The organism is Pseudomonas sp. TWR1-1-3 (genome assembly GCF_049896805.1).
Lineage (GTDB): Bacteria > Pseudomonadota > Gammaproteobacteria > Pseudomonadales > Pseudomonadaceae > Aquipseudomonas > Aquipseudomonas bubulae.
Window position 1 is genome coordinate 649330 of the sequence record NZ_JAFCUZ010000002.1, and the last position, 26438, is coordinate 675767.

A 26438-nucleotide genomic window follows, 5' to 3' on the forward strand; every position below is an offset into this window, starting at 1 on the left:
CTTAAAACGCGGGGCGCCTTGCGCGCCCCGTCGATTGTTGAAAGTTGAAACTTAGATCGCTTTCAGCGTGCCTTTAGGCAACGTGGCTGCAACCGAGCCTTTCTGAATTTTCAGCTCGACAGTGTCAGACACTTCGATGACAACAAAAGCATCGGAAACCTTGACGATTTTGCCGGCGATGCCGCCAGTGGTCACGATTTCGTCGCCTTTTTGCAGGTTACCCAACAGGGCTTTCTGCTCTTTAGCGCGCTTGGCCTGTGGACGCCAGATCATCAGGTAGAAGATGACCAGGAAGCCGACCAGGAAGATCCATTCAAAACCGCCACCCATTGGGGCAGCAGCAGGTGCAGCAGCGTCCGCGAAAGCGGAAGAGATGAAAAAGCTCATTAAGCACTCCAGTTGCAATGTTGTTTCTTAAAGGTCCGAAACTCAGTCCAAGGGCGGCACAGGCAGCCCGCGCTTGGCATAGAAGGCGTCGACAAAGGTGGCCAATGTACCCTGTTGAATAGCCTCGCGCAAACCAGCCATGAGCACCTGATAGTGGCGCAAATTATGGATGGTATTGAGCATGCTACCCAGCATTTCGCCGCACTTGTCCAGGTGATGCAGATAAGCGCGGGAGAAGTTCTGGCAGGTGTAGCAATCGCAGGTCGGATCCAGCGGCGAATCATCATGGCGATGGAACGCGTTGCGGATCTTGATGACACCCGTGTCGATAAACAGATGCCCATTGCGGGCATTGCGGGTTGGCATCACGCAATCGAACATGTCCACACCGCGGCGCACACCCTCAACGAGATCTTCCGGCTTGCCAACCCCCATAAGGTAACGAGGTTTGTCAGCAGGCATCATCGCCGGCAGGTAATCCAGCACCTTGATCATTTCGTGCTTGGGCTCGCCTACCGACAAACCGCCGATGGCCAGGCCGTCGAAGCCGATCTTGTTCAGGCCTTCGAGCGAGCGCTCGCGCAGGTTCTGGTGCATGCCGCCCTGAACGATACCGAACAGTGCCGCCGTGTTGTCGCCATGGGCATTCTTGGAGCGCTGCGCCCAGCGCAACGACAGCTCCATGGAGACACGGGCAGTGTCTTCATCGGCCGGGTACGGGGTGCATTCGTCGAAAATCATCACCACGTCAGAGCCCAGATCGCGCTGGACCTGCATCGACTCTTCGGGGCCCATGAACACCTTGGCACCATCTACCGGCGAAGCGAAGGTCACACCTTCTTCCTTGATCTTGCGCATGGCGCCCAGGCTGAACACCTGGAAACCGCCGGAGTCGGTCAGGATCGGGCCCTGCCACTTCATGAAATCGTGCAGGTCGCCGTGTTTTTTGATGACTTCAGTGCCTGGGCGCAGCCACAGGTGGAAGGTATTGCCCAAAATCATCTGCGCGCCGATCGCTTCGATATCGCGGGGCAGCATGCCCTTGACCGTACCGTAAGTACCGACCGGCATGAACGCTGGGGTTTCAACCACACCACGGGGGAAGGTCAAACGACCGCGACGAGCCTTGCCATCAGTGGCCAGCAGCTCGAAGGACATACGACAGTTGCTCATGCTTGATCCTCTGGGGCCGGGGCTGGAGCCGTCGGCGCAGGATTGCGGGTGATGAACATTGCATCACCGTAACTAAAGAAGCGGTACCCATGCTCAACCGCAGCCTTGTAGGCCGCCATGGTTTCGGGATAACCGGCGAATGCCGAAACCAGCATCAGCAGCGTGGATTCCGGCAGATGGAAATTGGTCACCAGCGCGTCAACCACATGAAAGGGTCGACCGGGGAAGATAAAGATATCGGTATCGCCACTGAACGGCTTGAGCACGCCATCACGCGCGGCACTTTCCAGCGAACGCACGCTGGTGGTACCCACGGCGATCACCCGTCCGCCGCGCGCACGGCATGCAGCCACGGCATCGACCACATCCTGGCCCACTTCGAGCCATTCGGTGTGCATATGGTGATCTTCAAGACGCTCGACCCGCACCGGCTGGAATGTACCCGCGCCCACGTGCAAGGTCACGAATGCCGTCTCGACGCCTTTGGCGGCGATGGCCTGCATCAGCGGCTCATCAAAGTGCAGCCCTGCCGTTGGCGCCGCGACGGCACCCAGGCGCTGGGCGTAGACCGTTTGATAGCGCTCGCGGTCTGAACCTTCGTCCGGGCGGTCGATATAGGGCGGCAATGGCATATGCCCGACACGATCCAGCAGCGGCAATACCTCTTCGGCAAAGCCCAGCTCGAACAGCGCATCGTGACGCGCCAGCATCTCGGCTTCGCCACCGCCATCAATCAGGATCTTCGACCCGGGTTTTGGCGACTTGCTGGAACGCACATGGGCCAGCACGCGGTGGCTGTCGAGCACCCGCTCAACCAGAATTTCCAGCTTGCCGCCCGAGGCCTTCTGGCCAAACAGACGGGCCGGAATCACCCGGGTATTGTTAAACACCATCAAATCGCCTGGACGCAAATGTTCAAGCAAATCAGTGAATTGACGATGTGCCAGTACGCCGCTCTCCCCGTCCAGGGTCAGCAGGCGACTGTTGCGGCGCTCCGCCAAAGGATGGCGTGCGATGAGCGAATCAGGGAGTTCGAAAGTAAAGTCAGCAACGCGCATGATAGGTTTCGTCTAGCAGGGCCGGGGAGTTTAACGGACTTGGCAAAAATAGACCAATAAGTTGTTGACCGACCTAAACCTCATCTCTATACTTCGCCGCCATTGAGCCCTGATGGCGGAATTGGTAGACGCGGCGGATTCAAAATCCGTTTTCGAAAGAAGTGGGAGTTCGATTCTCCCTCGGGGCACCAAACATAGATTCAAGGTGCCGCTCAATGCACCCTGGATACACAGAGAAACCGGCCACCGCGCCGGTTTTTTTGTGCCTGCGATTTGTCCCGCCCGGGCTGACCTGCTTGCCCTCAGCCCGTACCCCCATCACCCACAGGTTATGGCGCTCAAGATTGCGGAACGCGCTCGATATAGGATTTGAAGCACTGCCCCTTCACCTTGTTGCTGAACTTTTCTGCAGCAGCCCATTTTTTTTCTTTTGTATCTTCTATCGGGTATGCCTGGGCATCGCGCACAAACAGCACGCGCATCTTCCTGGTGATGTCTGAAGGCTCATGGTAGGCATCGTAGACATAATCTACGGGCCTGCCCTCCTGTCGACTCAACATGATTGAGGCCGCATCAAGTGCCCAGCCGTCGCAATAAGACACTTCGCCGTTACTGAACTGGATAACGCCGTCCTTCATGGTCCAGGCCCCGGCTCCGCCCGCTGCGAGCAAGCCCATTGCAGCTACCAGGGCTGACGCTGTCTTGCGCATGTTCATCTTCCTTCCCTGAAAAAACCGGAGGGTATCACCGCAAGCCTCTTGTGCTGCCCCTTGGCCTTTTTTTTCGCCAGCAGAAAAGCGATGATCGCCGCCCGGCATCAACGTAGAGGATCTTGTCGATGGAATTGCCACTGGAATCAGTCGCCCTTTATGCACTCAAGCTGGCGTACGAGTCCGAAGGTTCGAGCCCGATTTTGCGCGACGACCCGGCCATGAGCGACTATCAACGCGATGTCTTTGCCTTTGACCTGCGCAAGGGCGATATCGACGCCATCCAGGATAAAATCGAGCGCTGTGTGGCACTGGCGCTGGACGCCCTGGGCGGCGCGCAAACGGTCATGGGCCGCGAACTGCAAAAGCTGGCCGCCGGTTTCAGCAGTGCGCAGACCCCGGAGCAAATGCACCCGGCGCTGCTGACGCTCAAGGATTACCTCAAGGACGTGCAGTAATCACTGCCCCTGGACGGACTCGATATAGGCCAGCAGATTGTCGATCTTCTCTTGATCGCTGATGCCCCAAAAGATCATCCGCGTGCCGCTCACCACTTTTTTCGGTGCTTCTATATAGGCCGCCAGTTTTTCCCGCGTCCATACAACACCTGAGTTTTTCATGGCGTCGGAATACTGGTAGCCCTCGCTGGTGCCGGCCAGCCGTCCGATCACACCATTGAGTTGCGGACCAAAACCATTGCGGGCGTTTTCGCCGATGCTGTGGCAGCCGCCACAGGTTTTGGTGAACAGCCTGCCCCCCGCTTCGGCATCCCCTGCAGCTATCGCGCCGTGACTCAACAGCGCGGCACAAAGGCTAAGGATCAACAAGGCTGGGTACTTCATCGGTCACTCCATCAGGTAAGGGTGTTCAGGCTCAGGCGGCAATTATGCCTGCCCGCCAGCGGTTACACCTTGCTGGTGGTCAAGACAGGGCTTACCCGGCAAACCCGCCTTCATCCAGAAACGTACGTTCCTCCACGCTGGTATCGCGCCCCAGCACATGATTGCGATGGGGGAAACGCCCAAAACGCTGGATGATCACGGCGTGTTCTTCAGCCCAGACGCTGGCTTGCGGCCCAAGACTGTGGTGCAGTTGCAGGGACAGCTGTTGGTCGGCACTGTCTTCGGAATGCTCGAACGGCAAATAACAGAACACTCGCAAGTCGGCCTCGAACGCCTTGTCCATACCGCCATTGATCATCTCCCGGGCATAAAAGCGCGCCAGCGAGTCGGTGGCAAACATATGTGCGGTTCCACGAAAGGCATTGCGCGGGTACTGGTCCAGCAGCAACAGCAACGCCAGGGCGCCTTCAGGTTGCGCCAGCCAGTGCTCCAACTTGCGACTGGCCGCCAGGAAGTGGGCGCTGTAGAAAGTGTCGCGAAACAAGGTATCGAAGGCTTCATCCTTGGCAAACCAGTGCCTGGGGCCAGCCTGTTTCCAGAACTCGATTACCGCCTGCGGTGTTATTTGCTGATCCTTCCCGGTCGCTGCCACAGTTTATTCCTCAGGTTGTTGGCCAAGCCTCAACTGTAGGCCTGCTCCGCCAGCAGCACCACCGCAATCAGGATCATTATCGCCCCCGATACCCGGCTGACATTCTTTGCAGCACCTGGCCGGGTGCGCAACACGGCGTGGGCACTGAAACCCACCGCCAGATACACCAGCGCACAACTGACCGCATGCAGCCCGCCCAGGGCAATGATCTGTGTCGGTATCGACCAATTCGACAGCGGGTCGGTGAACTGCGGCAAAAGCGCCAGAAACAACAGCAGCACCTTGGGGTTGAGGCCGCTGACACACAACCCCTTCCACGCCCAGCGCGACCATGAATCAGACGCCTGCCCCTGCCCGGACTGGGGGGTTGCGGGATCCCTGAGCATGCACACACCCAGCCAGAGCAAATACAGCGCCCCCGCAACCGTCAGCACGCTGAGGATCATCGGATTGCGCGCCACCAGCCCGCCCACGCCCGCCGCCACAATCACCGTTGCCAGCAAATGCCCCGAGAGCATACCCGCCACCGCTGGCGTCACCAGCCGCCCGCGCATGCCCGCTGAAATCGCATAGGCCCAGTCTGCGCCGGGGGTGATGATAAACAAGAACGATACCGCCCAAAACGCGGCCAGGACGCTGAGAGTCACGGGACATTTCCTTTCTACACTGGAACTTTGATGATGAGAGATGGGCCACAAGCCCCCTCGCCGCCGCCACCTGAAAATGTGTCAGCGGGCAAAAGAAGAATAAGCAAATGCCGCCAGGATTATCTTTCGTTTATCCTAATAAAAAGCCAAAACCCAGGAAGGTTCTTCCATATGGATCGCATTGACAGAAATATTCTTGCGCAACTGCAAGCCGATGGCCGACTTTCCCTCACTGAACTGGCAGATCGGGTGGGTTTGAGCCTCTCCCCTTGCCATCGGCGGGTTCGGGCGCTGGAAGACTCAGGCGTGATCCTTGGTTATCGCGCCCTGCTGGCGCCGAGTGAGCTGGGACTTAACTTTTCCGCCATGGTGTTTGTCACCCTGCGCGAAGTGACCCGTCAGGCGATTGCCGATTTTGAAGCGGCAGTGATCGAGACCTCGCAGATCGTCGACGCACAAAGGCTGTTTGGTGACCCGGACTACCTGCTGCATGTGGTCGCCGCCGACCTGCCGGCGTTCCAGCAGCTCTACGATGAGCGCCTGACCTCACTACCCAACGTGCAACGCCTGACGTCCACGCTGGTAATGAAGCGGGTTATTCAGGACCGGATGCTGCCGTTGTGAGGCGGCATAAAAACAGATGGGAGCTGGCTTGCCTGCGATGCAGGCGATGCGCTGTCACTGTAAAACCGCAGTGATCCAATCGCGAGCAAGCCCGCTCCCACAGGACGAGTGCAACCCGCCAATTAATCCGCCAACGGCATCAGCCCGACGGTCAGGGCATCAAGCAAAGCACTGATCTTGGGCAGGGCCTTGCGGCTTTTTGGCCACACCAGGTTGATCGCCAGCCCCTCGCTCGCCAGATGCGGCAGCACCTGCACCAGTGAACCATCAGCCAGATGCTGCTTGATCAGCCAGGTAGGCAGTTGGGCGATGCCGCATCCCGCCAGCACCGTCATCACTTGCCCTTCACCATCTCCTACGATGTACCTGGCGGGCATCACCCGGCGCTCTATCTCTCCGGGGCGGCTGCCTGCGAAGTTCCAGGGGCTGACCGTGCCGTCGGCCCGCCCATAGGCCACACACTGGTGATGCTCCAGATCGCGGTCGGTCACAGGCGTGCCGTGAATGTTCAGATAAGCCGGCGCAGCACAGAACACATGCCGCTCACGCCCCAGAAAACGATGCTCCAGCGCCGCTGGCCAGATATCTGCCCCACCGACCCGCACGACAATATCCACGCCCTCTTCGACCGGGTCGATAAAGCGGTCGGAGAACGAAATATGCGGCAGCAGCAGTGCGTGTTTTTGCACAAACTGCAAAATCACCGGCAACGCCTGCAAACGCCCGAAGGCCGCCGGCAAGTCAATGCGGATCCTGCCCTGCGGCTCGGCATTGTCGGCCTGCATGGCCAGTTCGGCCTCCTCCAGTTCGGCCAGAACCCCGGTACAGGTCCGGTAAAAAGCCGCTCCGGCATCGGTCAATGCCAAGCGCCGCGTGGTGCGCTGGAACAAGCGCACCCCAAGCCTGCCTTCCAGCCGGGCTATGCCCTTGCTGATCGCCGAGGCCGTCAGGTTCAAACGCTCGGCAGCAGCCCTGAAGCTGCCCGAGTCGGCGACACAGACAAATACATCGATACCTTTCAGGCGCTCGGAAGCAAACATGCACGGCCCTCATTAGTGAATTCAGTTCATCTTATTAGATAAAAGGCATCCTAAATACGCCAGCAGTTCCCCAGTAAGCTTTTACACCACGAACTTACTCAAGCATCAGGCGTATTTATGACTTCGCACAAACCCACCGTTTTAATCACCGGCGCCACCGGCCAGATCGGCGGCGACACCCTGCGCAACCTGCTGGCTGACAAGACCATTACCCTGGTCGCGGCCGTGCGCTCCCACGCCAAGGCCCAGCCATTTACTGCACAGGGCATTCGCACCGTGATCATGGATTTCGACCAGGAACACACCCTGGCCCCGGCGCTGGAGGGTATCGACCGCGCCCTACTGGTCACCGGCTACACCGTGGACATGCTGCGCCAGAGCAAGGCATTCATCGACCAGGCGAAAAAATCCGGCGTGCAGCATTTGGTGCATCTGGGTGCCTGCGGGCGGGACGACACCACCATCGGCCACTGGGCCTGGCACCAGTTTGTAGAACGTTATATCGAGTGGTCCGGTTTCTCGTTTACCCATTTGCGTCCCGAGTGCTTTATGCAAAACCTGCTCAGCTACGATGGCACCCGCGCAGTCATCAACGGAGTGATCGAGCAGTACACCGGTGATACGCGGTTCAGCTGGGTTGACGGCGAAGATGTGGCCCGGGTGGCCGCACAAGCTTTGTTGCACCCGCAAAAGCATGCAGGTCAGACCTATCGACTGGGCTACGACGTACAGTCCTATGGCGATATCGCCGCGATCATGACCCGCCTGCTGGGCCAGCCATTTCGTTATGACGCACAGTCACCGGACGTATTTGTGCAGAACATGCGCGCGGCAGGTGCAGAAATGGCTTATATGACCTGCGTACAGGACAATTTCACGCGCATGGCCGCCGGGCAAATTCCCGGGGTTGAAGAAACCTTCGACAATTTCAGCCAGATCACCGGGCGCCAGCCGGTGCGCTGGGAAGACTTCGTGCAAAAGCACCGCAAGGTGTTTGCCTATTGATTCATCCCTGTCGCCGCTGCCACAGGCTGCGATGGGGCGCGCAGCCTGCGGCAGCGGCTACAGGTCAGCTGTGCAAGGCAAACGGTGTCACGCCAGTTGCTCGCGCATCGCCATTTCCACCCCGCGAATCTCGGCCAGGCCTTTGAGGCGACCGATCAGCGAATAACCCGGGTTGCTCTTGCGGTGCTGGTCATCGAGCAACTGGTGACCGTGGTCCGGGCGCAGCGGCAAGCGCGGGCCGCCCTCACGTTCACGGCGCAGATCCTCGGCCACCAGTGCACCGATCACCCCGACCATGTCCACATCACCTCCCAGGTGATGGGCTTCGTGGAAGCTGCGCGGATCGGCCTCGCGGCGGGTCGAGCGCAGGTGGGTGAAGTAGATGAAGGGCGCAAACTGTTTGGCCATCGCCACCAGATCATTGTCTTCACGCACGCCATAAGACCCGGTGCAAAAAGTCAGGCCATTGGCCGGGCTTGGCGCGGCATCCAGCAACCATTGCGCATCTGCGGCAGTCGACAGGATACGCGGCAGGCCCAGCAACGCCCGCGGCGGATCGTCCGGGTGGATGGCCATGCGCACACCCACTTCCTCTGCGACCGGAATCACTTCACGCAAGAAATGCCCCAGGTGCTCACGCAACTTCGCCTCGTCGATCTCGGCGTAGGTGCGCAGCAAGGCGCGGAAATCTTCCAGGCTGTAGTGCTCTTCTGCGCCAGGCAGACCGGCAATCAGCGTGTTGACCAGGCTGGTATTTTGCTCGGGGGTCAGCTTTTCAAAGTAGGCCCTGGCTTGCGCGATATCCTCGGCACTGTACTCGGCCTGCGCCTCCGGGCGCTGGAGGATAAACAGGTCAAATGCGGCAAAGGCGGTCTGGTCAAAACGCAGGGCCCAGCCACCGTCATCCATCTCCCAAGCCAGGTCGGTGCGGGTCCAGTCCAGCACCGGCATAAAGTTGTAGCAGACGATATCGATGCCGCAACTCGCCAGATTGCGCACGCTTTGCTGATAGTTGGCGATGTACTCGTCACGGCGACCACAGCCGCGCTTGATGTCTTCGTGCACCGGGATGCTTTCCACCACCGACCAGGTCAGGCCAGCGTCTTCGATCATCTGCTTGCGTGCCGCAATCGCTGCCACCGGCCATACCTGGCCATTGGGGATGTCGTGCAAGGCAGTGACAATCCCGGTGGCTCCGGTCTGGCGCACATCTGCCAGTGAAATCGGATCCTGGGGGCCAAACCAGCGCCAAGTCTGTTCCATGTCTATCTCCCTTCTTGTTAGTTATGTGCTGCAAAAGTTTTTAGCTGAGCCGTCATACCGGCCTGCTCAATGGCGCTGTAAGCGCGCTGCACCGCATCGCGAAAGGCCGGCCGCGCCGACAGCGTGAGCGGGAATACCTGCTCCAGATCGAGAAAGGCATCGACGCGCTGTGCCCCGTCAAGGCTGCCCGCCAGATCGGCAAACGTGGCGCTTAGCGGATCATCGACCACATGGGCTTCACGGCCCGGCAAAGGCCGGGTGCAGTAGTGAATCCAGGCTGCAACCCCCAGCGCGATACAGTCAACGTCGCGCCCCGCTTCAAGCAGTGCCTGTGCACCCTGGAGCCAGCGCTGCGGCAGTTTTTGCGAACCATCCATGGCGATCTGGCGCAACCGGTGTTGCAGGCTGTCATTGGCAAACCGCGCGCACAGGTCACGGCCATAACTCGTTACGTCGATCTGCGCCGGCATATCCAGCGTCGGTGCGGCCTCTTGGGCCATATAGCGCTGGATAAACAACAGCAAATCAGGATCGCTGATGGCCTCGAATACTGTCTCGTGGCCCGCCAGCAAACCGATATAGGCCAGCAGCGAATGGCTGCCGTTGAGCATGCGCAGCTTCATGGTCTCGAACGGCCGTACATCCGCGACCATCTGCACGCCGTCCAGCTCCCAGTCCGGGCGCCCCTGGGGGAAGTGATCCTCGATCACCCACTGGCTGAAGCTTTCACACACCACTGCCGCGGGGTCCTGGCAGCCAAGCTGCTGCAGGTCGCTGAACGCCTGCGCATCCATGGCCGGAACAATGCGGTCGACCATGCAACCGGGGAATGCCACGTGCTGCCCGATCCAAAGCGCCAGCTCACTGCCTTTAACCGCCAACCCCATGACCGCCTGACGGGTGCGCTGGCCGTTGTCCGGCATGTTGTCGCAGCACAGCACGGTAAAGGCCGGGACACCCGCCTGGAACCGGCGGCGCAGGGCCTCCAGCACAATCCCCGGTGCCGTACGTGGTGCTTGCGGGTGGGCAAGGTCGTGGATAACGCCCGGGTCTTGCAGGCGTAACTGGCCAGTGGCCGGACTCAGGCAATAACCTTTTTCGGTAACCGTCAGGGTCACAATCCGTGTCTGCGGATCGGCCATGCGCTGCAACAGCTGCTCCAGTTCCGCGCCGCCATCACCGGCGTACAGGGCCTCACGCAATACCGTGATCTCGCGCAACGTCACCTGCTCGCGGTCACGATACTCGGCCACCGAGTAACGGCATTGCTGCTCGCGCAACTGCTCTACCAGGGTCCGGTTGGAACGCAGGTTGGCGCTGCACAACCCCCACGGACCCTCACCGTGACGGTTGTGATGGCGTTGCAGATAGACCGCCTGGTGAGCACGATGAAACGCCCCCAGGCCCAGATGCACGATCCCGATTTCAGCTGCTGCGGCCACTGCGGGTACTGGTTGAATCACAGGCATCGACAGGCTCCTCAAGGATGGCTCAGGGCGGCAGCCGGCAAGACGCTGCCTGCTGGTGGTACGGCTTCATCGATCACCGGCAGTGGTTTGACATAGCGCGCTACACATACTGCACCGATGATGGTCAGCACACCGGCCAACAGGAAGGCGCTGGTGAACGAACCAGTGAACTGCACCAGGAAGCCGGTCAGGGTCGGACCGATAATGCCCGAGGTGTTGGCCAGAAAATGCATGAAGCCACTGACTCCGCCGACGCGGGCAGCAGGTACCGTGTCCTGGATGATTGCCCAGTAAATGGCACCGGTGAGGTACAGAAAGAACACCGCCAGGGCCACCAGAATCACGGCCGGGTACAGGGTGGTGACGAGCCCGGCAAGGCCGATGCACACGGCACAGGCCAGCAGACAGGTCACCAGTACCACTTTGCGTGAAAACATCATCCGCCCGGTTTTCTTGAACACGAAGTCGGAAATGAAACCGCCCAGTGCCAAACCGAGGAAGCCCAGCAACCATGGAATGACCGTGGCGATACTCATCTCTTTAACGTTGAGGCCGTGGGCCATCGTCAGGTAGCTGGGGAACCAGGTCAGAAAGAAGAACAGTGTGTAGTTGTACGAAAAGAACGCCAGCGAGGTGAACAGCACGGTCGGCTGCTTGAGGTAGTAACGCAGCGGGTGCACCGGCTGCGCCGCCATCTCGCTCTGGCCTTCGCCTTGCGCAATCTCTTCGGCAACCTTGCCGGTGGGCTTGTCCTTGACGAATTTGTACCAGACCGCCGCCCACACCAGGCCAATCAGCATGATGATGATGAACGACACCTTCCAGCCGTAGCTGATGGCGATAAAGCCCACTACCGGCCCGGAAATCGCCCCCCCCAACGGGGTGCCGGACATGGAGGAACCCAGCGCCCGCGCCCGTTGCTTGGGGGTGTACCAGTTGTTGACCATCTTGCTGGTGGTCACGCTCAACGGGCCTTCACCCATGCCGAACAGGATGCGGATAAACACCAGCGACATAAAGCCGACGGTCAATACCGTCAGACCGCTGAACAACGACCACAGCACCATGGCCAGCAGCAGTGTGGTTTTCGCCCCGTAGCGGTCAGCGGCCCAGCCGCCGATAAAGTTGAATGCCGCATAGCCGACGAAAAAACTGCTGAAAATCATGCCCATCTCACCCGTGGTCAGACCGTAGTCTTTCTGGATGAAGGGGGCGGCCACAGACAATGCCGAGCGATCCAGGTAGTTAATAACGCCTGCCAGGAACAGCATGATGATGACTAAGGTACGACCTTGACCAAACATTGGAACCTCCCGCTTGTTTTTGTATTCGGTGAGGGTGCCCGCTGGGGGCACGTGTATCGGTTGAATCCTTGACGCCGAAAGCCGTAACGCCTGACCTGTAGCCGCCGGAAGCGCAGCGCGGCTGCGCTTCTGAACGGCTACAGGGCGCTGTTGAGTTGCACCAGCACCTTGCGGGTCTGCTCGGGGTGGTTTTCGATCAGGGCAATCGCTTCCGGCATTTCATCGAACTGGATGCGGTGGCTGATCATTTCCTGAACCTGCAACTTGCCGCTGGCAATCAGTTCAATCACCCGCGCGAACTTGCGGTTGTTGAGCCGCGATCCCACCAGGGTCAGTTCTTTCTTGATCATTTCCAGCTGCACCAGATCGGTGGGCGTGGTGCTGAAACCCAGCAGGCCGATACGGCCGGCCGGTGAGGCAATACGCACCATTTGCGGCATCAGCGCCGGGATGCAGGCAGCATCGACAATCAGTGGCACGCCTTCGCCATGGGTCAACTCGCGCATCGTCGCCTCGACATCCACCTCCTTGCCGTTGAGGGTGCGGCTGGCGCCCAGGGCGCGGGCGGTTTGCAGGCGCTCGTCAATCACGTCAGTCACGGTAATGTCGGTCAGCCCCAATGCCCGGGCCATTTGCACCAGGGTCAGGCCGATCACCCCGGCGCCGTAGATCAGCAGGCTGTCGCCGGGGTGCGGCTGCATGCGATCCAGCACGTTAAGGGCAATGGAGTACGGTTCCACCAGCGCGGCATGGCTCAGCGAAATAGTGTCCGGCAGGCGATAAACATTGCTCGCAGGCACGCAGACTTGCTCACTGAAACCACCGTCACGGTGCACACCGATCACTTGCAGTTGGGTGCACACATTGGGCCGATTGATGCGGCACGGGTAGCAGGTACCGCAGCTGATCACCGGGTCGATGCACACACGGTCGCCGACCTTGATCTGCGCAACGTCTGCACCCACTTCGCTGACCACTCCGGAAAACTCATGGCCGGTAATCCGAGGGAAGCGCACAAAGGCGTTTTGCCCGTGAATGATGTGCAGGTCCGAACCGCAGATTCCGGCATAGGCGACGTCGACCCTGACTTCACTGCGAGACAGTTGCGGGACATCGACCTGGGCCAGGCCGAATTCAAAGGGAGCTCTTACTTGAAACGCTTTCATCGGGTAACTCCTGCCAGGACATGACGCCCCGTTTTTTATAGTTATTAAACAGTCGAGCAATCAGCTTTAAGCGGTATTACCAGTGCCAGAGCGTGCCATCTTCCAGGCGGTTGACCGGCAGGCTGGCGCGCTTGTAGGGGTACCTGGCAGCCAGTTCTTCGTTGATGTCGACGCCATGGCCCGGGGTTTCACCCGGGGTGAAATGGCCGTCCTCAAAGCGATAGGCATGGGGGAAGACGTCATCAGTCAGCGGGTCGTGGGGCATGTGCTCCTGAATGCCGAAGTTGGGCACCCAGGTATCGAAATGCAGCGCCGCGCCCATGGTCACCGGCGACAGGTCGGTGGCGCCATGAAAGCCGGTGCGCACCTGGTACAACGCGGCAAAGTCGGCGATCCGCCGTACATGGGTAATACCGCCCGCGTGAACCAGGGTGGCGCGGATATAGTCGATCAGTTGTTCCTGAATCAGCTCGCGGCAGTCGTGAATCGAGTTGAACACTTCACCCACCGCCAGCGGGGTTGTGGTGTGCTGGCGGATAAGTCGAAATGCCTCCTGGTTTTCTGCCGGGGTGCAGTCTTCCAGCCAGAACAGGTTGAAAGGCTCCACAGCCTTGCCCAGGCGCCCTGCTTCGATCGGTGTCAGGCGGTGGTGAACGTCATGCAGGATGTGCAGGTCATCGCCAAAGCGCTCGCGCACGGCGGCAAACAGCTTGGGTACATGATTGAGGTACTTGGCGGTGTCCCAGACATGCTCTGCTGGCAGGTCGCTGTCGGCCGGTTCATAGCGTTCGCCACTGCGCTTGGCCACGCCATAGGTGGTGGCAATGCCCGGAATGCCGCATTGCACACGCACCGCCTTGTAGCCCAGTTCCACATGACGGGCCACTTCGGCCAGGCAGCCTTCGATGTCCTTGCCCGTGGCATGCCCGTACACCATTACCCGCTCGCGGCTTTTGCCGCCGAGCAGCTGGTACAGGGGCATGTTGGCTGCCTTGGCCTTGATGTCCCACAGTGCCACGTCAACGGCGGCAATGGCGGTCATGGTCACAGGGCCTCGACGCCAGTAGGCACCGCGGTAAAGGTACTGCCAGATGTCTTCGATACGTCGGGCATCACGTCCGATCAACGCGGGCAGCACGTGTTCTTCGAGATAGGCGACAACCGCCATTTCGCGGCCGTTCAAAGTCGCATCGCCAATGCCGTAGACCCCCTCGTCAGTGACGATTTTCAGGGTGATCAGGTTGCGACCCGGACAGGTGACAATCACGCGTGCTTCAACAATTTTCATCGGTTCAGGCCTCGGCGACAGAAGAAAATACAGGCATGTTCAGGCTTGGCATGGCCGCTGCGGGAATCAGCGCGCCGGGATGCTGCACCACTTCTGCGGCCAGCGTGTGCCCCCAGCGCGCAGCCTGTTGCGGCTCACCGCCTTGCAAGCGGCAGGCAAGGTACGCAGCACTGAAAGAGTCGCCTGCCGCCGTGGTATCGACGATCTGCCGTACCTGTTCGGCGGGCACCTCGAAACGCCCGGTCGGGCACTGGATAAGGCACGAAGCCGGGCCACGCTTGAGAGCCACTTCGCCCACACCAAACCGGGCATAGGCGCCAAACAGGGCTTCGGGATCGGCATAGCCGAACAACGCAGCATCGTCTTCCCAGGTGATCAGCGCCAGATCGGTCAGGCGCAGCATGTCGCTGTACGCCTTGCGTGCAGAAGACGCATCTGGCCACAGGTGTGGGCGGTAGTTGTTGTCAAAGACAATGCGCGTGCCGCTCTGGCGCGCTTGGCCCAGGGCCTGCATCAGGCGCTCGCGGCCGCCGGCGGTGAGGATCGCCAGGCTGATGCCGCTCAGGTACACATAGTCGTAGTCGGCCAGGGCGCGCAGTACGTCGTCGGCTTCTGGACCGTCGAAAACCCGTCGGGCGGCGGCTTCTCCGCGCCAGTAGGCAAAGCGGCGTTCACCCTGGTCATCGGTCTGGATGAAATACAAACCGGGCAGCGCGTCCTTGATCACTCGCACATGCTGATCGCCGACACCCTCATCACGCCAGAGCTGGCGCATGGCAACGCTGAAAGCGTCTGCGCCGATGGCGGTTACATAGTCGGCAACAATACCGTTGCCAGCACCCAGACGTGACAGATAGACCGCTGCATTGAGCGTATCGCCGCCAAAGGTCTGGCTGAAAAGCGCTCCTGGCAGACCGCGCATCTCAATCATGCACTCGCCCACCAGAGCGACTCGTCGAGGGTGGGGCAAATCGGCCTGTGGGCAATGCCCGAGGGTTACCGTCATCACTTCGCGCCTTGTTTTTATGGGTCGCTTGGCGTCGATACAGGCACGGATCGTGTCCTTGCATCGAGCTGATTATTATTTTCGGAACGGCGTTTCATTTCATTGCTTGAGGGCGAGTTTAATCAAAATCCCCGCACCGTCAAGAAAAATGAAACAGCGTTTCGTTTCCCTACGGTATATCCTTGTTTTTTTCATTTGCGTTGGAGCCTTCATGGACAACAGCACCACCCAGAACAATGAACTGGTCTCTGCAGTCGGCCGCACCATGGCCGTGCTTGAAGCGCTGGCCGAGCACCCGGAAGAGAGTGGCGTGTCCGAAATCGCGCAAAAACTGGATATGTCAAAAAGTACGGTCTATCGCTTTTTGCAGTCGCTCAAGGCCCGTGGTTATGTGGTTCAGGATGCTGAAGACCGCTACCGCCTGAGCGTGCGGTTGTTCGAACTGGGTGCCCAGGCCCTGCCCCATCTGGATATCGTGCGCGAAGCCGAGCCGGGGATGCGCCGGATCAACGAACTGACCGGGGAAACCGTGCACCTGGGCATCCTCGACGAAGGCAGCATCGTCTACGTGCACAAGATCGACTCCAAATACAACCTGCGCATGTATTCGCGTATCGGCCGTCGGGCGCCGCTGTACTGCACCGGCATCGGAAAGGTGCTGATGGCCTGGCTGAAAGAGGATGAGTTGCTGGCACATTTGCGCGAAGAGAGCTTCGAGCGGCGTACCGCCAACACCCTCACCAGCATCGACGAATACCTGCAGGAACTGGCTGTGGTACGCCAGCAGGGTTATGGCGAAGACCATGAAGAATTTGAAGACAACATGCGTTGTTTATCAGCCCCCATCCGCGACCGTTTCGGCCATGTGATTGGCGGCATGAGCGTATCCTTCCCGTGCTTTCGCTTTCGTGAGGAACTGAAACAGGACTACGTCAAACAACTGATGGAAGCCTCGCAGCAGGTTTCAAGTCAGTTGGGCTGGCATTCATAGGAGAGGATTGCTATGGCGCAAGCCACCTCAGCCACACGGCTGTAACTTGAGCCTCAAGAACGAATTATCAACTTGAGCATTCAAAGCAAGCTCAAATTAGAGTGCTGTCAGGCCTGATCGCCTTTATCAGGCCTAGCCGCTTGCACGGTCAACTTACTAGACACTTGTGTTGAGGCTGTGTTTGGCAACAATAACAAACCATGTGATTCCACTCTCGCTGGCTGCACAAGCAGTCGAACAATATTACTCGCCAGCCTTGCGTTTACATTCATCGCATTGGTCCAAAAATGCGTACCTGACGTTAGAGCTCCCAAGGCATAAACACCTGGTAGCAGCGCCCCCGTGCACGTACGAAGCTCATTGGTATGGAAATTTACATCTATCCCACCAAAAGGATGAGCAGCAGCAAGACCAGAATCGAGCATCTGCCTGACGAGGGCTGATGAACAACGGGTTACATCGGTCGTAAACACAGCACTGTTAATAAGTACATCACTGTAAATAGTGGCCCTGAAACTTCGCCTAGGGTCGTTGATGCAGGTTGCAAATTGTGAGGAAGACCTGTCACGCCATGTACGTCTTACGCCACCAAAAACTGTAAGCTGATCATTGTGAATAAGCGTTTGAAGCTTTATTGCATTTTGCATGGGAAATGAAACTCGATACGCTAACCACTGACTCTTGAACTCAGCTTCGAAGCGCGCCTTATCAACATCATCAAGGTAATGCCAGATTAAATCGATACTTTCATTGAGGCTATACAGTACCGATTGCCACACGCGCTCCTGGCCTTTGGCATCACGAACTTCAATATCCAAATAGTGATGCGGACCGGCGTCCTTATGCAAAATACTGTCTATATCTACTTTAAAACCCTGAAGCTGAAAAACCTCATCAACAAGTAATTGATAAACCTGCGCCAAGGACAAATGATAGTGACTGCGCTTAATCAGCGCCCTTATATTTTCACGTGTAAACGTTCTGGAAGAACATCGTGCACTTTGGTTACCGCGGACACTCGGCAACCTCCCGCCTCTGGACGCCATTATAAGCTTCCCTTGATGCCCAGCGTCTGCAAGAGCTACCACGGCATCAATAGCACTCAAACCAGAGCCCAAAACACAAACAGACTGTAAATCATGAACATTCTTCACCAACGTAGAGCATGGATAAGGCGAGGTGAAAAAACCGGGTTCCAGAAGCAGATGTTTCCAATCTGAAGACTGAAGATTACCCAGTGCCAATACAACATTATCGGCAAAAAAACGCTCATCACATGTCCGCAGCAAATAGCCCGAGTTCATAACCACCATGCCAGTCACCATTGACCGAACATGATGCACAGGTATCCCAAGAGCGTGCAGAGCTTGCTTTGCGTCCTGAAAAATATTCTCCAAATAGAGACCAAATAGCCCTCTCGGTAAAAAAACCTCATCAGAAATAACAACCTGAGGAAAAAATGCTTCCCATTTATCCTCATTGGCCCTTAACCATTTTATGAAATGGTCAGGCTTTGAGTGAATGGGGGACATAGCAGCCGCCCTTGTATTCAATAAGTTGGACGGGCCATCAAGCTGATAGGCAAGCCCAGCGCCGATTCTCGAACAAGGTTCAAATATGTGAACGCAGCCAATATCGCAACCTCCCGCGCCAATGATCTCATCAACCAACTGACACACGACAGAGACACTAACAGACCCACCACCAACGATTGCCAATATTTTTTTATCATCATTAACAAACATAACTCACTCACTTTATCTACCCATTCGCACAGACGATAAAGATCAGCCACACGGTAACGCCCACTCGCTTAAAATATTTCAAACCACGTTCATAACGGAAGATCGCGTAATCGGTCCGGGGCCAAAAACAATCTCTGGCATCACCCTGAGTGTGCGACTGACAACGACGGGGACATCCATGTACGGCATTATATCCCTAAAAAAAATACAGCCGGGCGCAAGTTCAATCATTTCAAAATAGCACTTACGAATTTTAAATACGGCGCGCTCTGTAATCAACAAGGGTGTACGACAACGAACAGCCCCTCCTGGGTCATAACACACATGACTCACCGCAGTAACAAACTTCCTCGCCCTTCCTTCTCTTACAACCTCAAACCCTCTATCATCATCGTAAGAGACCTTCAGCCCAGACGCTGTAAACGTTCCACAAAACACCAAATTCTGCGCCGCTTTTGATATATTTATAAACCCACCTACCCCGTTGATCCTTTCGCCAAATCCACACACATCAACTCTGCCCTGCCGGTCTATTTTCCCGAAACCAAGAAAAGCAATATCAATGCCGCCGCCATTGTAAAAGTCAAACAGCTGCGCTTGATTTAAAAAAGCCTGCGGTGACTCAGTTGCACCAAATGATCGCCCTCCAGCGGGATAACCGCCAATGGCACCAGACTCAACAGTTAGGACAACCCCATTACTCTCGCACTTTCCACGCCTGACTTCTTGTGCAATACCTTCAGGAACACCGATACCGAGATTAATAACGAGTGGCGTCGAGCGTTTGAGTGATTCCGCATACATCAACAGCTCAAAAAACGCACGCCGAACAATAATGTTTTTGGCTTTATTTTCAAGCTCAGCTTTAAATCCCTTAATTTCAGATTGGCGACAACAGTAAGCCACATTAAAAAACTCACCATACGTCTGCCAATGCTGAGCACTTTCAGACACAACAACAAAATCGACAAAAATACCGGGAATAACAACTAATCGCGAATCCACCTCACTGTCATCAACAATCCTTTCCACCTGAAAGATGACAATACCACATGATTTCTTGGCCGCCTGAGCTTGCGCAAGAACGTCATATTTTCCTGCTTCCTTTTCCATAGTTATATTACCTGCAGCGTCCGATTTTGTCCCCCTCAGCAGGGCACAATGAATAGGCATCGCTTTATACAACAAGTATTCTTTTCCATTAATATCGAGCACATCAATCAGTTTACGATTGGAGATACTATTTAACCGCCCACCTCCAAACCGAGGTTCCACGAAAGTGCTCAACCCTACCGTAGTTATTACACCCGGCAGCCCACCGGCTATTGCTCTATACAGATGGCTGATGACACCTTGCGGCCAGTTATAGGCCTCAATTTCGTTTCTCCTGACCATCTCACCAATGCGTGGCGCAAGAGCCCAAAAACCACCGATGAGGTTGGAAATCAGTCCTTTGTGTGCAAGACGATTGAGACCTCTTTTTTCTTGATCCCCAACGCCAGATGAGAAAATCACACTAAGTGACATTGGGCTTCCGTGATTGATGAATCGCCGTTCAAGTGCACAAATTAGTGCCTCGGGAGCCCCGCAATGCCCAAAACCTCCAATGGTTAGAACCCAACCATCTCTTATCAATCCGGCCACTTGATCTGCAGTTGCAATGTTCATATAAGGTCACTCAGCAACTGCACTGGTTGCTCCCAAATGACAAGAAAGACACAACCCAGCTTTGAGGACAGTGCGTGGATGCTACCCGCTGGACAGATTTCCAATGTACCTGCAGAGTGACATCCCGAGTCATTACTCAGTTCGCCTTCTAACACCAGAATCAACTCTGTCCCCGTATGAAGGTGGGCCGGAGCAAACGCCCCTGGAGCGTAACGCAATATAGCTGCACAAGGCCCAACACCATTATCTCTATCGTCATAGAGCCGAGAAATTTCCACGTGCTTACGCCCGTCATATGAGTAAGGCTCCCACCGCAAGTTCTGATCGCGCCACCGCTTGTCAAACAGCCGATAAATAACGGACCCAACACGACCCTTATTGACAACCATATAAAATCTCCAAGCATTAAACTGCCATTTATCAAACACACCCCTACAACAACCTTCATTTACCTGAAGATTGCGCCGCAAGATAAACACCGACCGCAGACAGGATAAAACCTGACAACTGCAACCCGCTAAGTCCCTCTCCAAGCACCAGAAAGCCCATGACAGCGGTCGTCGAAGGAATCAAATAAAACAAGCTGGCCACCTTTGACGCCTCACCACGGCGCATCATCAAAAAAAGAACACTCACAGCACCAATTGAATTAACCAGACTCAGCCAGCCAGTTGCAATTAGCACCGTTGCATTCCAAGAGACCTCAAAGTGTTCATAAAAAAACGCCAACGGAGCAACAACCACACTCGCGACAGCAAGCTGGATGCATCCTCCCGTACGCAAATCAACATGCGTGACAAATTTCTTCTGATAGATAGCGCCTGCACTGATCCCAAAAAGTGCAAACACTACAGCCAGACATCCTTCCCAGCTAAACTGCCCGAGGCCTATCTTGTCGAGCATAACTACAACAACACCGGAGAATCCCACAATAAGCCCTGAGACCTGTTTTTTAGTGACTCGCTCGCCAAACAGAACTACAGCTCCCAGCGCGGTCAGTATTGGCATCAAGCCAACAATTAGCGCAGAGATACCCGCTGAAACGCCAAGACTCAAGCCAACATAGAGCCCTGAAAATTGAAGTGCTTGTACGAGTATTCCCACAATACACAGATGCATATATATTGCAGGAGATTTCGGCCATGCAGCACGCGCAACAAGAGCCACGATAAAAAGCACCACAGCTGCACTTGAAAACCTCATAAAAATCAATGCAAAAGGACCCGCAAATGGCAATGCAACTTTGCCTGCCACATAACCTGAACTCCACATTAAAATGAATACAGTCGGCCACCCTAAACGGTGATAAGCTTTGTCAGTCGCAGGCACTGCATTAGTCATCGTACAGGTTCCTTTCTATAGCCAGCTTTATTCAGAAACAACATGCGGACATAGTGACTTGAATACCAGTCCGCCAATAGACCTCATTAGATCAACAGTAAGTTGACAGGAGTGCAACGATGACCTCTTCAAGAGGTATTAATACGGCTCGTTGGATGTTGACGTTTGCGAAGATTGTTGAGTGCGGAAGCATTTCGAAAGCCTCCCGAGCACTGGCTCAAGATAAAGCTGTCACCAGCCGGCAATTACGCGATCTGGAAGACAGCATGGGCATTCGGCTATTGAATCGTAATACGCGACACCTCAGCCTGACTGACATGGGGGCAGTAATTCACGAGCGCGCAGTAAAAATAGCTCAGGAACTTGAGGGTCTACGTGCAGATGCAGAACTATTTACAGGGCTGCCATCAGGCGTATTGAAAATCAGTACCTCTGTTGCTTTCGGTAGGTTGTATGTCCTGCCAATGCTGGTTAATTTCACGAAAAATCATCCTCTTATTTCAATCGAACTCTGTTTGCTGGATCGGCATGTCAACCTGATAGAGGAAGGTTACGACCTGCTCCTCCGACTTTGTAATGAGCCTCCTGCCAACCTCTCTGCAAAATTCATTTGCCGCCTTACCTATGAGCTTGTAGCAACGGCTGACTTATTGAATACAGGTCATCCCGTCAGGCACCCTGAAGACTTGGTGCGCTACAATTGTCTTTTTTACGGTTTCCATAACAGGAAGACGACATGGAACTTGATCAGAAACGGTGTGCATTACCCAGTTGATGTCTGCAACTCATTTTCAGTCAACAATAGCGAGGCCTTGCGAGACCTGGTTTTGAGCGGAGCTGGCATTGCCTTGCTGCCAACTTTTGCGGTCGCAAAAGATCTTGCATGCAAAACCCTGGAGCGTGTTTTGCCCGATTACACAATCACTGGCTCGACAGGCAATTCCTTGTATTTGATCCATATGCCCGGTCGCTACTTGCCCGTAAAAACGCGTACATTCATTGATTTCCTGAAAGGCCAATGGGCGCCGCTTCCGCCTTGGGAATCGGCTACTCCTTGACCCCAAAATCAACCCAGCACGCATTACAGCCCCATCTTGTTAACGCGAATACAACCCAACTGCAATAAACACCTTGAATGCGATAAACTGCCCGCCGTTTAAAAAACGGCAAGGACTCCACCGGTTAGCCTCTCGCACAAGGATCGTCATGTTCAAACCCTCTTTCCCCCTCGCCCTGACAGCGGTGCTGCTTGCAGGTTGCCAGTCAGCGACCATTGACCCCGATAGCCCGCCCAAGCTCACCCAAGCCCAGGAAAAGGAGCAGGCGGTACAACGCGGTGTGTATGAAAAACTGATCAGCAGTGTGCTCGCCCGTGAGGGCGACCTGGCTAATGCCCAAGGGCGCGATGGCAGTTTCAATCTGATGCTGACCCTCGATGACAAGAACCGCATCATTGGCTGCGGCACTCAACCCAACAAGAAAGTGGATGCCAGGGTTTACCCCTACAATCGCAAGCTGGCCCTGGACCTGCGGTCGATCTGCTGGACAGCGGTGTTCCCCGAGCTGCCCTCGTCACTGATCGACCCCAAGAGCAAGACGGCAAGTGTCGTGGCGCCGGTTCTGGTGTATCCATTGGTTGGGCTTTCCCCCGAGACCCGGGCACGGCGCGATGCGGCCTTGCAGGACAAGGCGCAAAACGACTTTTTGTTCAAGCAACTGCTCGCGCCGATGCCCATCGACAGCATTGGTGTCGCCACGCTGATGATGATGACTGACAGCACCGGCCAGGTGCGCGAATGTACCGCCAGCCTTGATCCGCACGCCATGCGCCCTTCTGAGTTCAGGCAGGACGATGGGTTGCTTGCAGGACTGGTTCAGCGCTGCAAGCAACTGGACTTGAGCGCCATGCCGGGCTTTGTGCCCAACACCCAGGGCATGAGCAGCGCTTTTTATCGCGTCGAGTACACGCCTTGGAAAGCCGGGCTCAAGCCCGCTCAATCGCAAAGTTGTTCCACGACTGGCTCACAGGCATCAACTCAAGGCTGTTGATATTGATGTGCGCCGGCTGGTTGAGAATCCAGAAAATCGTTTCGGCTATGTCCGCAGGCTGAATCGCCTGGGCTCCGGCGTAGACCGAATCATATTTGGCCTTGTCCCCGGCAAAGCGCACCAGCGAAAACTCGCTCTCGCACAGGCCAGGTTCAAGGTTGGTGACGCGCACGCCGGTACCCTGCAGGTCACAGCGCAGGTTCAATGAGAACTGCCGCACAAAGGCTTTGCTCGCGCCATACACATGACTGCCAGGGTACGGCCAGTTACCGGCAATAGACCCCAGATTGACGATGCCTGCCCCGGCACCGTGAGCGATCAACCGTGGCAGCAGCAAGCGTGTGCTGTACAGCAGGCCCTTGATATTGGTGTCGACCATGGTCTCCCAGTCATCCAGCGAGCACTCGGGGGCTGGCGCGGTGCCTAATGCCAGCCCGGCATTATTGATCAGCCCGCGTAAACTGCTGAATTCCGCAGGCAGATGTTCAATGGCCTGCTCCATCGCGACACGGTCACGCACGTCCACCACCAGCGGCAAGATTCTGGCTTGCGCACACAGCTCGTCAGCCAGTGCATGCAGGCGCTCGGCCCGGCGACCGGTAAGCACCAGCGACCAGCCTGCAGCAGCAAAACGGCGGGCACAGGCTTCGCCAAAACCGGACGTGGCACCCGTAATAAAAACAGTCGGCATCATAGACAGCTCCTTGGGATCGATCAGGACCACGACCGGCCCAGCAGACCAACGCCTGCCAGCACCAGCAATAGCCATTGGGTAAAACGGGCGGCCTGTTCGGCCTGGATACGCGCGAACAATTGTTGCCCCAGCCACAGCCCCAACAGCAGCGCAGGCAGCATCAGCAATGCCTGCCGGCCTGTGCCGGGGGGGATGGCCAAAGCCACCGCAAGCCCGGCCAGCGCGGCAAGATCGACGGCAAAAAAGAACATGATCAGCGTCGCTCGCAACGCCCGGGCCCGCAGCCCGCAATGGCTGAGCCACGCCACTACCAGCGGCCCGCCAATACTGAATGCGGCGATCAACGCCCCGCTGCTGCCCCCCACCAGCCAGGCACCGACGCGACCCTCGCCCATCGGCAGGCGAATACGCGCCAGACCCAGAATCGCCAGTAGCCCCACCAACAGGTAGACCCCCACTGTCAGCCCACCGCTGTCGATACCCGTCAGCAACCAGATACCGCACGGCACTCCACACGCGGCCGCCAGCAGCAGGCGTTTGAGCAGCGGGTAATGCGCCTCGCGCCAGGCACTGCGCAACAGCATCACGCTGGACGCCACTTCCAGAATCAGCACCAGCGGCACCGCCTGTTGCAGCGACCCGAGCATCGCCAGCCCGACCACGGCAATGGCCGCAAAACCAAACCCCGTGAGCCCGCGCACCACAGCCGCCACCAGTACGCACAGCGCACTCAGGGCCCAACTTGCTTCAGGGTTCATACGCTGCTCCAGGGTGCTCAATGGCGCCACTGTAGTCAGCCGCGCGCCCCGGGGCTTAGATCCAGTCGGGGCTTTCGATGGGGCCAGAACTGGCCCTATCGAAAACCCCATCTGGATCTAAGGATTGCCCCCGGCCGTGACTAGTCTGCGAGCAACTGGCCGCACCGGACCGACCCTCAGGAGTGACATGCATGGCGACGAATCTGAACCACCAATGGATGCCTTTTACCGACAACCGTGAGTTTCACCGCGCACCGCAGTTGTTCGTCCGCGCCGAGGGCGTTCGTTACTGGAATGCCGAGGGCCGCGAACTGCTCGATGGCAGCTCCGGGTTGTTTTGCAGCGCTGCCGGCCATGGCCGTACCGAGATCGCCGAGGCGGTGTGCAAGCAATTGCTGACCCTGGATTTCACCCCGCACTTTCAACGGGCTTCGCCGTTGTCTTTCGAGCTGGCGGAACGCTTGAGCGACTTGTTGCCTGCTGGCCTGAACAAACTGTTTTTCACCAACTCCGGCTCCGAGTCGGTGGACAGCGCGATGAAAATTGCCCTGGCCTATCACCGTGCCCGCGGCGAAGCCCAGCGCACCCGGTTTGTGTCCCGCGAGTGGGCTTATCACGGCGTCAACTTTGGCGGCGTGGCCCTGTCGGGGATGATGCGCAACCGCCAGGCCTTCGCCACCGGCGGCCTGCCCCACGTCAGCCATATGCGTCACACCTGGCAAGAGGACCAGCGCTTTCAGTTGGGCGAACCGCAGCAGGGCGCCGACCTGGCCAGCGACCTGGAGCGGATCATCGCCATGCATGGCGGCGACAGCATTGCTGCCTGCTTTGTGGAGCCGATTGCCGGCTCCATCGGCGTGTATGTGCCGCCTGTGGGCTACCTCAAGCGCCTGCGCGACATTTGTGACAAACATGGGATTTTGCTGGTGTTCGATGAAGTCATCACAGGTTTTGGCCGCACCGGCCAGGCGTTTGCAGCACAGAGCTTTGAGGTGAAGCCGGACCTCATCACCCTGGCCAAGGCCCTGACCAATGGCGCAATCCCGATGGGTGCCGTGGCGGTGGACGAGGCGATTTACGACACAGTGATCAATGCCAGCAAAGGTGGCGGCCCGGAGCTGTTCCACGGTTATACCTACTCCGGGCACCCGGTGGCCTGTGCGGCAGCGCTGGCTTCGCTGGATATTTACCGGGATGAGGATTTGTTTGCCAAGGGCGCGCAACTGGCGCCGTATTTTCTGGAGTCCTTGAGCGGTTTGAGGGGGTTGGCACAGGTCAGTGATTTGCGCGGGTATGGGTTGCTCAGCGGAATACAGCTGACGCCGGGGGATGCGCCGGGAGCCAAAGGTGCGCGGGTGCAGAGGGCGCTGTATGACGCCGGGCTGCATGTTAAAACGACCGGGGATGCGATTATTTTTGCCCCGGCGCTGGTGACTGGCCGGGCGGATTTGGATGCGATGTTTGAAGTGTTGAGAGAGACGTTGGGGCGGGAGGTTTTGTAAGGCTAAAGCAAGTCCCTCACCCTAGCCCTCTCCCAGAGGGAGAGGGGACTAAAAGC

General features: G+C 57.1%; 27 protein-coding genes and 1 tRNA gene. 8 read left to right on the forward strand and 20 right to left on the reverse strand.

The annotated features are described in order from the left end of the window. Nucleotides 1-51: 51 nt before the first annotated feature. Genes yajC through queA form a run of 3 tightly spaced genes read right to left on the reverse strand, consistent with a single transcriptional unit; the run spans nt 52 to nt 2618 of the window. Nucleotides 52-387, reverse strand: a complete 336-nt coding sequence (gene yajC / locus ACP7BE_RS10480; protein ID WP_095001475.1) for a preprotein translocase subunit YajC — start codon at nt 385-387, stop codon at nt 52-54. Between the two features lie 42 nt (nt 388-429). Further along, the gene (gene tgt / locus ACP7BE_RS10485; RefSeq protein ID WP_083369874.1) at nt 430-1545 is read right to left on the reverse strand and encodes a tRNA guanosine(34) transglycosylase Tgt; all 1116 of its coding nucleotides are present in this window, start codon (nt 1543-1545) and stop codon (nt 430-432) included. 11 nt (nt 1546-1556) lie between these two features. Continuing rightward, a complete protein-coding gene (gene queA, locus ACP7BE_RS10490) occupies nt 1557-2618 on the reverse strand; it encodes a tRNA preQ1(34) S-adenosylmethionine ribosyltransferase-isomerase QueA (protein ID WP_095025428.1) in 1062 nt (353 codons plus the stop codon). Nucleotides 2619-2724: 106 nt separating this feature from the next. On the opposite strand from queA, the gene ACP7BE_RS10495 reads away from it, so the two are divergent. Beyond that, a tRNA-Leu gene (locus ACP7BE_RS10495) sits at nt 2725-2809 on the forward strand. Between the two features lie 147 nt (nt 2810-2956). On the opposite strand, the gene ACP7BE_RS10500 is transcribed toward ACP7BE_RS10495, so the two are convergent. Next, nucleotides 2957-3436 (reverse strand): hypothetical protein, encoded by a 480-nt coding sequence (locus ACP7BE_RS10500; RefSeq protein ID WP_426105765.1) that lies wholly within the window; start codon nt 3434-3436, stop codon nt 2957-2959. Nucleotides 3437-3456: 20 nt separating this feature from the next. On the opposite strand from ACP7BE_RS10500, the gene ACP7BE_RS10505 reads away from it, so the two are divergent. Next, entirely contained in the window at nt 3457-3786 is a 330-nt protein-coding gene (locus ACP7BE_RS10505; protein WP_095020369.1) for a hypothetical protein, read from the forward strand. Here ACP7BE_RS10505 and ACP7BE_RS10510 read toward each other — a convergent pair whose 3' ends face one another. The 3 genes from ACP7BE_RS10510 to ACP7BE_RS10520 all read right to left on the reverse strand — a co-directional run bounded on the left by ACP7BE_RS10510 (nt 3787) and on the right by ACP7BE_RS10520 (nt 5469). Further along, nucleotides 3787-4170, reverse strand: a complete 384-nt coding sequence (locus ACP7BE_RS10510) for a c-type cytochrome (RefSeq protein ID WP_095020368.1) — start codon at nt 4168-4170, stop codon at nt 3787-3789. It abuts the gene before it with no gap. A 91-nt stretch (nt 4171-4261) separates the two neighbouring features. Further along, on the reverse strand, nt 4262-4822 hold the full coding sequence (locus ACP7BE_RS10515) for a DUF924 family protein (protein ID WP_130871879.1): 561 nt from the start codon (nt 4820-4822) through the stop codon (nt 4262-4264). Between the two features lie 29 nt (nt 4823-4851). Continuing rightward, nucleotides 4852-5469: a LysE family translocator gene (locus ACP7BE_RS10520; RefSeq protein ID WP_016779589.1), complete on the reverse strand. Its 618-nt coding sequence runs from the start codon at nt 5467-5469 to the stop codon at nt 4852-4854. A gap of 171 nt (nt 5470-5640) precedes the next feature. On the opposite strand from ACP7BE_RS10520, the gene ACP7BE_RS10525 reads away from it, so the two are divergent. Next, nucleotides 5641-6093 carry an Lrp/AsnC family transcriptional regulator gene (locus ACP7BE_RS10525; protein WP_016779588.1) on the forward strand — a complete coding sequence of 151 codons (453 nt, stop codon included), beginning with the start codon at nt 5641-5643 and terminating at the stop codon, nt 6091-6093. A gap of 122 nt (nt 6094-6215) precedes the next feature. Here the strand turns inward: ACP7BE_RS10525 and ACP7BE_RS10530 are convergent, their stop codons facing one another. Then, the gene (locus tag ACP7BE_RS10530; RefSeq protein WP_426105769.1) at nt 6216-7133 is read right to left on the reverse strand and encodes a LysR family transcriptional regulator; all 918 of its coding nucleotides are present in this window, start codon (nt 7131-7133) and stop codon (nt 6216-6218) included. Between the two features lie 117 nt (nt 7134-7250). On the opposite strand from ACP7BE_RS10530, the gene ACP7BE_RS10535 reads away from it, so the two are divergent. Next, a complete protein-coding gene (locus ACP7BE_RS10535) occupies nt 7251-8138 on the forward strand; it encodes an SDR family oxidoreductase (protein WP_095001482.1) in 888 nt (295 codons plus the stop codon). 87 nt (nt 8139-8225) lie between these two features. Here ACP7BE_RS10535 and uxuA read toward each other — a convergent pair whose 3' ends face one another. The 6 genes from uxuA to ACP7BE_RS10565 form a co-directional block, all read right to left on the reverse strand. Continuing rightward, complete coding sequence (gene uxuA / locus ACP7BE_RS10540) at nt 8226-9401, reverse strand: mannonate dehydratase (RefSeq protein WP_095001483.1); 1176 nt, start codon at nt 9399-9401, stop codon at nt 8226-8228. A 17-nt stretch (nt 9402-9418) separates the two neighbouring features. Next, nucleotides 9419-10870: a mannitol dehydrogenase family protein gene (locus ACP7BE_RS10545; RefSeq protein WP_095001484.1), complete on the reverse strand. Its 1452-nt coding sequence runs from the start codon at nt 10868-10870 to the stop codon at nt 9419-9421. Between the two features lie 11 nt (nt 10871-10881). Then, on the reverse strand, nt 10882-12174 hold the full coding sequence (locus ACP7BE_RS10550) for an MFS transporter (protein ID WP_095001485.1): 1293 nt from the start codon (nt 12172-12174) through the stop codon (nt 10882-10884). Nucleotides 12175-12311: 137 nt separating this feature from the next. After that, nucleotides 12312-13340 carry a Zn-dependent oxidoreductase gene (locus tag ACP7BE_RS10555; RefSeq protein ID WP_426105773.1) on the reverse strand — a complete coding sequence of 343 codons (1029 nt, stop codon included), beginning with the start codon at nt 13338-13340 and terminating at the stop codon, nt 12312-12314. A gap of 76 nt (nt 13341-13416) precedes the next feature. Continuing rightward, nucleotides 13417-14628: a D-mannonate dehydratase ManD gene (gene manD, locus ACP7BE_RS10560; protein ID WP_095001487.1), complete on the reverse strand. Its 1212-nt coding sequence runs from the start codon at nt 14626-14628 to the stop codon at nt 13417-13419. Between the two features lie 4 nt (nt 14629-14632). After that, nucleotides 14633-15634 (reverse strand): sugar kinase, encoded by a 1002-nt coding sequence (locus tag ACP7BE_RS10565; protein WP_095001488.1) that lies wholly within the window; start codon nt 15632-15634, stop codon nt 14633-14635. Between the two features lie 211 nt (nt 15635-15845). Between ACP7BE_RS10565 and kdgR the strand changes: the two genes are divergently transcribed. Continuing rightward, nucleotides 15846-16625 carry a DNA-binding transcriptional regulator KdgR gene (gene kdgR, locus ACP7BE_RS10570; RefSeq protein WP_095001489.1) on the forward strand — a complete coding sequence of 260 codons (780 nt, stop codon included), beginning with the start codon at nt 15846-15848 and terminating at the stop codon, nt 16623-16625. A 107-nt stretch (nt 16626-16732) separates the two neighbouring features. On the opposite strand, the gene ACP7BE_RS10575 is transcribed toward kdgR, so the two are convergent. The 4 genes from ACP7BE_RS10575 to ACP7BE_RS10590 all read right to left on the reverse strand — a co-directional run bounded on the left by ACP7BE_RS10575 (nt 16733) and on the right by ACP7BE_RS10590 (nt 21379). Then, entirely contained in the window at nt 16733-18370 is a 1638-nt protein-coding gene (locus ACP7BE_RS10575; protein WP_095001490.1) for an FAD/NAD(P)-binding protein, read from the reverse strand. A gap of 78 nt (nt 18371-18448) precedes the next feature. Then, nucleotides 18449-20038, reverse strand: a complete 1590-nt coding sequence (locus ACP7BE_RS10580) for a CoA-transferase (RefSeq protein ID WP_426105776.1) — start codon at nt 20036-20038, stop codon at nt 18449-18451. After that, nucleotides 20035-20427 carry a cupin domain-containing protein gene (locus ACP7BE_RS10585; protein ID WP_426106069.1) on the reverse strand — a complete coding sequence of 131 codons (393 nt, stop codon included), beginning with the start codon at nt 20425-20427 and terminating at the stop codon, nt 20035-20037. Before ACP7BE_RS10585 ends, ACP7BE_RS10580 begins: the two co-directional genes overlap by 4 nt. A 55-nt stretch (nt 20428-20482) precedes the next feature. Continuing rightward, nucleotides 20483-21379 (reverse strand): DMT family transporter, encoded by an 897-nt coding sequence (locus tag ACP7BE_RS10590; protein ID WP_426105778.1) that lies wholly within the window; start codon nt 21377-21379, stop codon nt 20483-20485. 119 nt (nt 21380-21498) lie between these two features. On the opposite strand from ACP7BE_RS10590, the gene ACP7BE_RS10595 reads away from it, so the two are divergent. Together ACP7BE_RS10595 and ACP7BE_RS10600 are read left to right on the forward strand one after the other, a co-directional pair. Next, nucleotides 21499-22437: a LysR family transcriptional regulator gene (locus tag ACP7BE_RS10595; protein ID WP_426105780.1), complete on the forward strand. Its 939-nt coding sequence runs from the start codon at nt 21499-21501 to the stop codon at nt 22435-22437. A 148-nt stretch (nt 22438-22585) separates the two neighbouring features. Then, nucleotides 22586-23428 (forward strand): hypothetical protein, encoded by an 843-nt coding sequence (locus tag ACP7BE_RS10600; RefSeq protein WP_426105782.1) that lies wholly within the window; start codon nt 22586-22588, stop codon nt 23426-23428. Here ACP7BE_RS10600 and ACP7BE_RS10605 read toward each other — a convergent pair. Further along, a complete protein-coding gene (locus tag ACP7BE_RS10605; RefSeq protein ID WP_095001496.1) occupies nt 23364-24122 on the reverse strand; it encodes an SDR family oxidoreductase in 759 nt (252 codons plus the stop codon). The genes ACP7BE_RS10600 and ACP7BE_RS10605 overlap by 65 nt on opposite strands. Nucleotides 24123-24142: 20 nt before the next feature. Next, nucleotides 24143-24880, reverse strand: coding sequence for a sulfite exporter TauE/SafE family protein (locus tag ACP7BE_RS10610; RefSeq protein WP_095001497.1), 738 nt, complete (start codon nt 24878-24880; stop codon nt 24143-24145). 191 nt (nt 24881-25071) lie between these two features. Between ACP7BE_RS10610 and ACP7BE_RS10615 the strand changes: the two genes are divergently transcribed. Continuing rightward, a complete protein-coding gene (locus ACP7BE_RS10615; protein WP_426105785.1) occupies nt 25072-26382 on the forward strand; it encodes an aminotransferase class III-fold pyridoxal phosphate-dependent enzyme in 1311 nt (436 codons plus the stop codon). Nucleotides 26383-26438 lie beyond the last annotated feature (56 nt).

Excerpts from the sequence above, each read along its gene's own strand:
- ACP7BE_RS10580 (WP_426105776.1), bottom strand. The coding sequence starts at position 20,038 with ATGAACATTGCAACTGCAGATCAAGTGGCCGGATTGATAAGAGATGGT.
- ACP7BE_RS10605 (WP_095001496.1), bottom strand. The coding sequence starts at position 24,122 with ATGATGCCGACTGTTTTTATTACGGGTGCCACGTCCGGTTTTGGCGAA.
- ACP7BE_RS10610 (WP_095001497.1), bottom strand. The coding sequence starts at position 24,880 with ATGAACCCTGAAGCAAGTTGGGCCCTGAGTGCGCTGTGCGTACTGGTG.
- manD (WP_095001487.1), bottom strand. The coding sequence starts at position 14,628 with ATGAAAATTGTTGAAGCACGCGTGATTGTCACCTGTCCGGGTCGCAAC.
- ACP7BE_RS10500 (WP_426105765.1), bottom strand. The coding sequence starts at position 3,436 with ATGCCGGGCGGCGATCATCGCTTTTCTGCTGGCGAAAAAAAAGGCCAA.
- ACP7BE_RS10535 (WP_095001482.1), top strand. The coding sequence starts at position 7,251 with ATGACTTCGCACAAACCCACCGTTTTAATCACCGGCGCCACCGGCCAG.
- ACP7BE_RS10525 (WP_016779588.1), top strand. The coding sequence starts at position 5,641 with ATGGATCGCATTGACAGAAATATTCTTGCGCAACTGCAAGCCGATGGC.
- ACP7BE_RS10615 (WP_426105785.1), top strand. The coding sequence starts at position 25,072 with ATGGCGACGAATCTGAACCACCAATGGATGCCTTTTACCGACAACCGT.
- kdgR (WP_095001489.1), top strand. The coding sequence starts at position 15,846 with ATGGACAACAGCACCACCCAGAACAATGAACTGGTCTCTGCAGTCGGC.
- ACP7BE_RS10600 (WP_426105782.1), top strand. The coding sequence starts at position 22,586 with ATGTTCAAACCCTCTTTCCCCCTCGCCCTGACAGCGGTGCTGCTTGCA.
- ACP7BE_RS10565 (WP_095001488.1), bottom strand. The coding sequence starts at position 15,634 with ATGACGGTAACCCTCGGGCATTGCCCACAGGCCGATTTGCCCCACCCT.
- yajC (WP_095001475.1), bottom strand. The coding sequence starts at position 387 with ATGAGCTTTTTCATCTCTTCCGCTTTCGCGGACGCTGCTGCACCTGCT.
- ACP7BE_RS10585 (WP_426106069.1), bottom strand. The coding sequence starts at position 20,427 with ATGGTTGTCAATAAGGGTCGTGTTGGGTCCGTTATTTATCGGCTGTTT.
- ACP7BE_RS10530 (WP_426105769.1), bottom strand. The coding sequence starts at position 7,133 with ATGTTTGCTTCCGAGCGCCTGAAAGGTATCGATGTATTTGTCTGTGTC.
- queA (WP_095025428.1), bottom strand. The coding sequence starts at position 2,618 with ATGCGCGTTGCTGACTTTACTTTCGAACTCCCTGATTCGCTCATCGCA.
- ACP7BE_RS10595 (WP_426105780.1), top strand. The coding sequence starts at position 21,499 with ATGACCTCTTCAAGAGGTATTAATACGGCTCGTTGGATGTTGACGTTT.
- ACP7BE_RS10590 (WP_426105778.1), bottom strand. The coding sequence starts at position 21,379 with ATGACTAATGCAGTGCCTGCGACTGACAAAGCTTATCACCGTTTAGGG.
- ACP7BE_RS10545 (WP_095001484.1), bottom strand. The coding sequence starts at position 10,870 with ATGCCTGTGATTCAACCAGTACCCGCAGTGGCCGCAGCAGCTGAAATC.
- ACP7BE_RS10550 (WP_095001485.1), bottom strand. The coding sequence starts at position 12,174 with ATGTTTGGTCAAGGTCGTACCTTAGTCATCATCATGCTGTTCCTGGCA.
- ACP7BE_RS10510 (WP_095020368.1), bottom strand. The coding sequence starts at position 4,170 with ATGAAGTACCCAGCCTTGTTGATCCTTAGCCTTTGTGCCGCGCTGTTG.
- ACP7BE_RS10575 (WP_095001490.1), bottom strand. The coding sequence starts at position 18,370 with ATGTTTGTTAATGATGATAAAAAAATATTGGCAATCGTTGGTGGTGGG.
- ACP7BE_RS10555 (WP_426105773.1), bottom strand. The coding sequence starts at position 13,340 with ATGAAAGCGTTTCAAGTAAGAGCTCCCTTTGAATTCGGCCTGGCCCAG.
- ACP7BE_RS10505 (WP_095020369.1), top strand. The coding sequence starts at position 3,457 with ATGGAATTGCCACTGGAATCAGTCGCCCTTTATGCACTCAAGCTGGCG.
- tgt (WP_083369874.1), bottom strand. The coding sequence starts at position 1,545 with ATGTCCTTCGAGCTGCTGGCCACTGATGGCAAGGCTCGTCGCGGTCGT.
- uxuA (WP_095001483.1), bottom strand. The coding sequence starts at position 9,401 with ATGGAACAGACTTGGCGCTGGTTTGGCCCCCAGGATCCGATTTCACTG.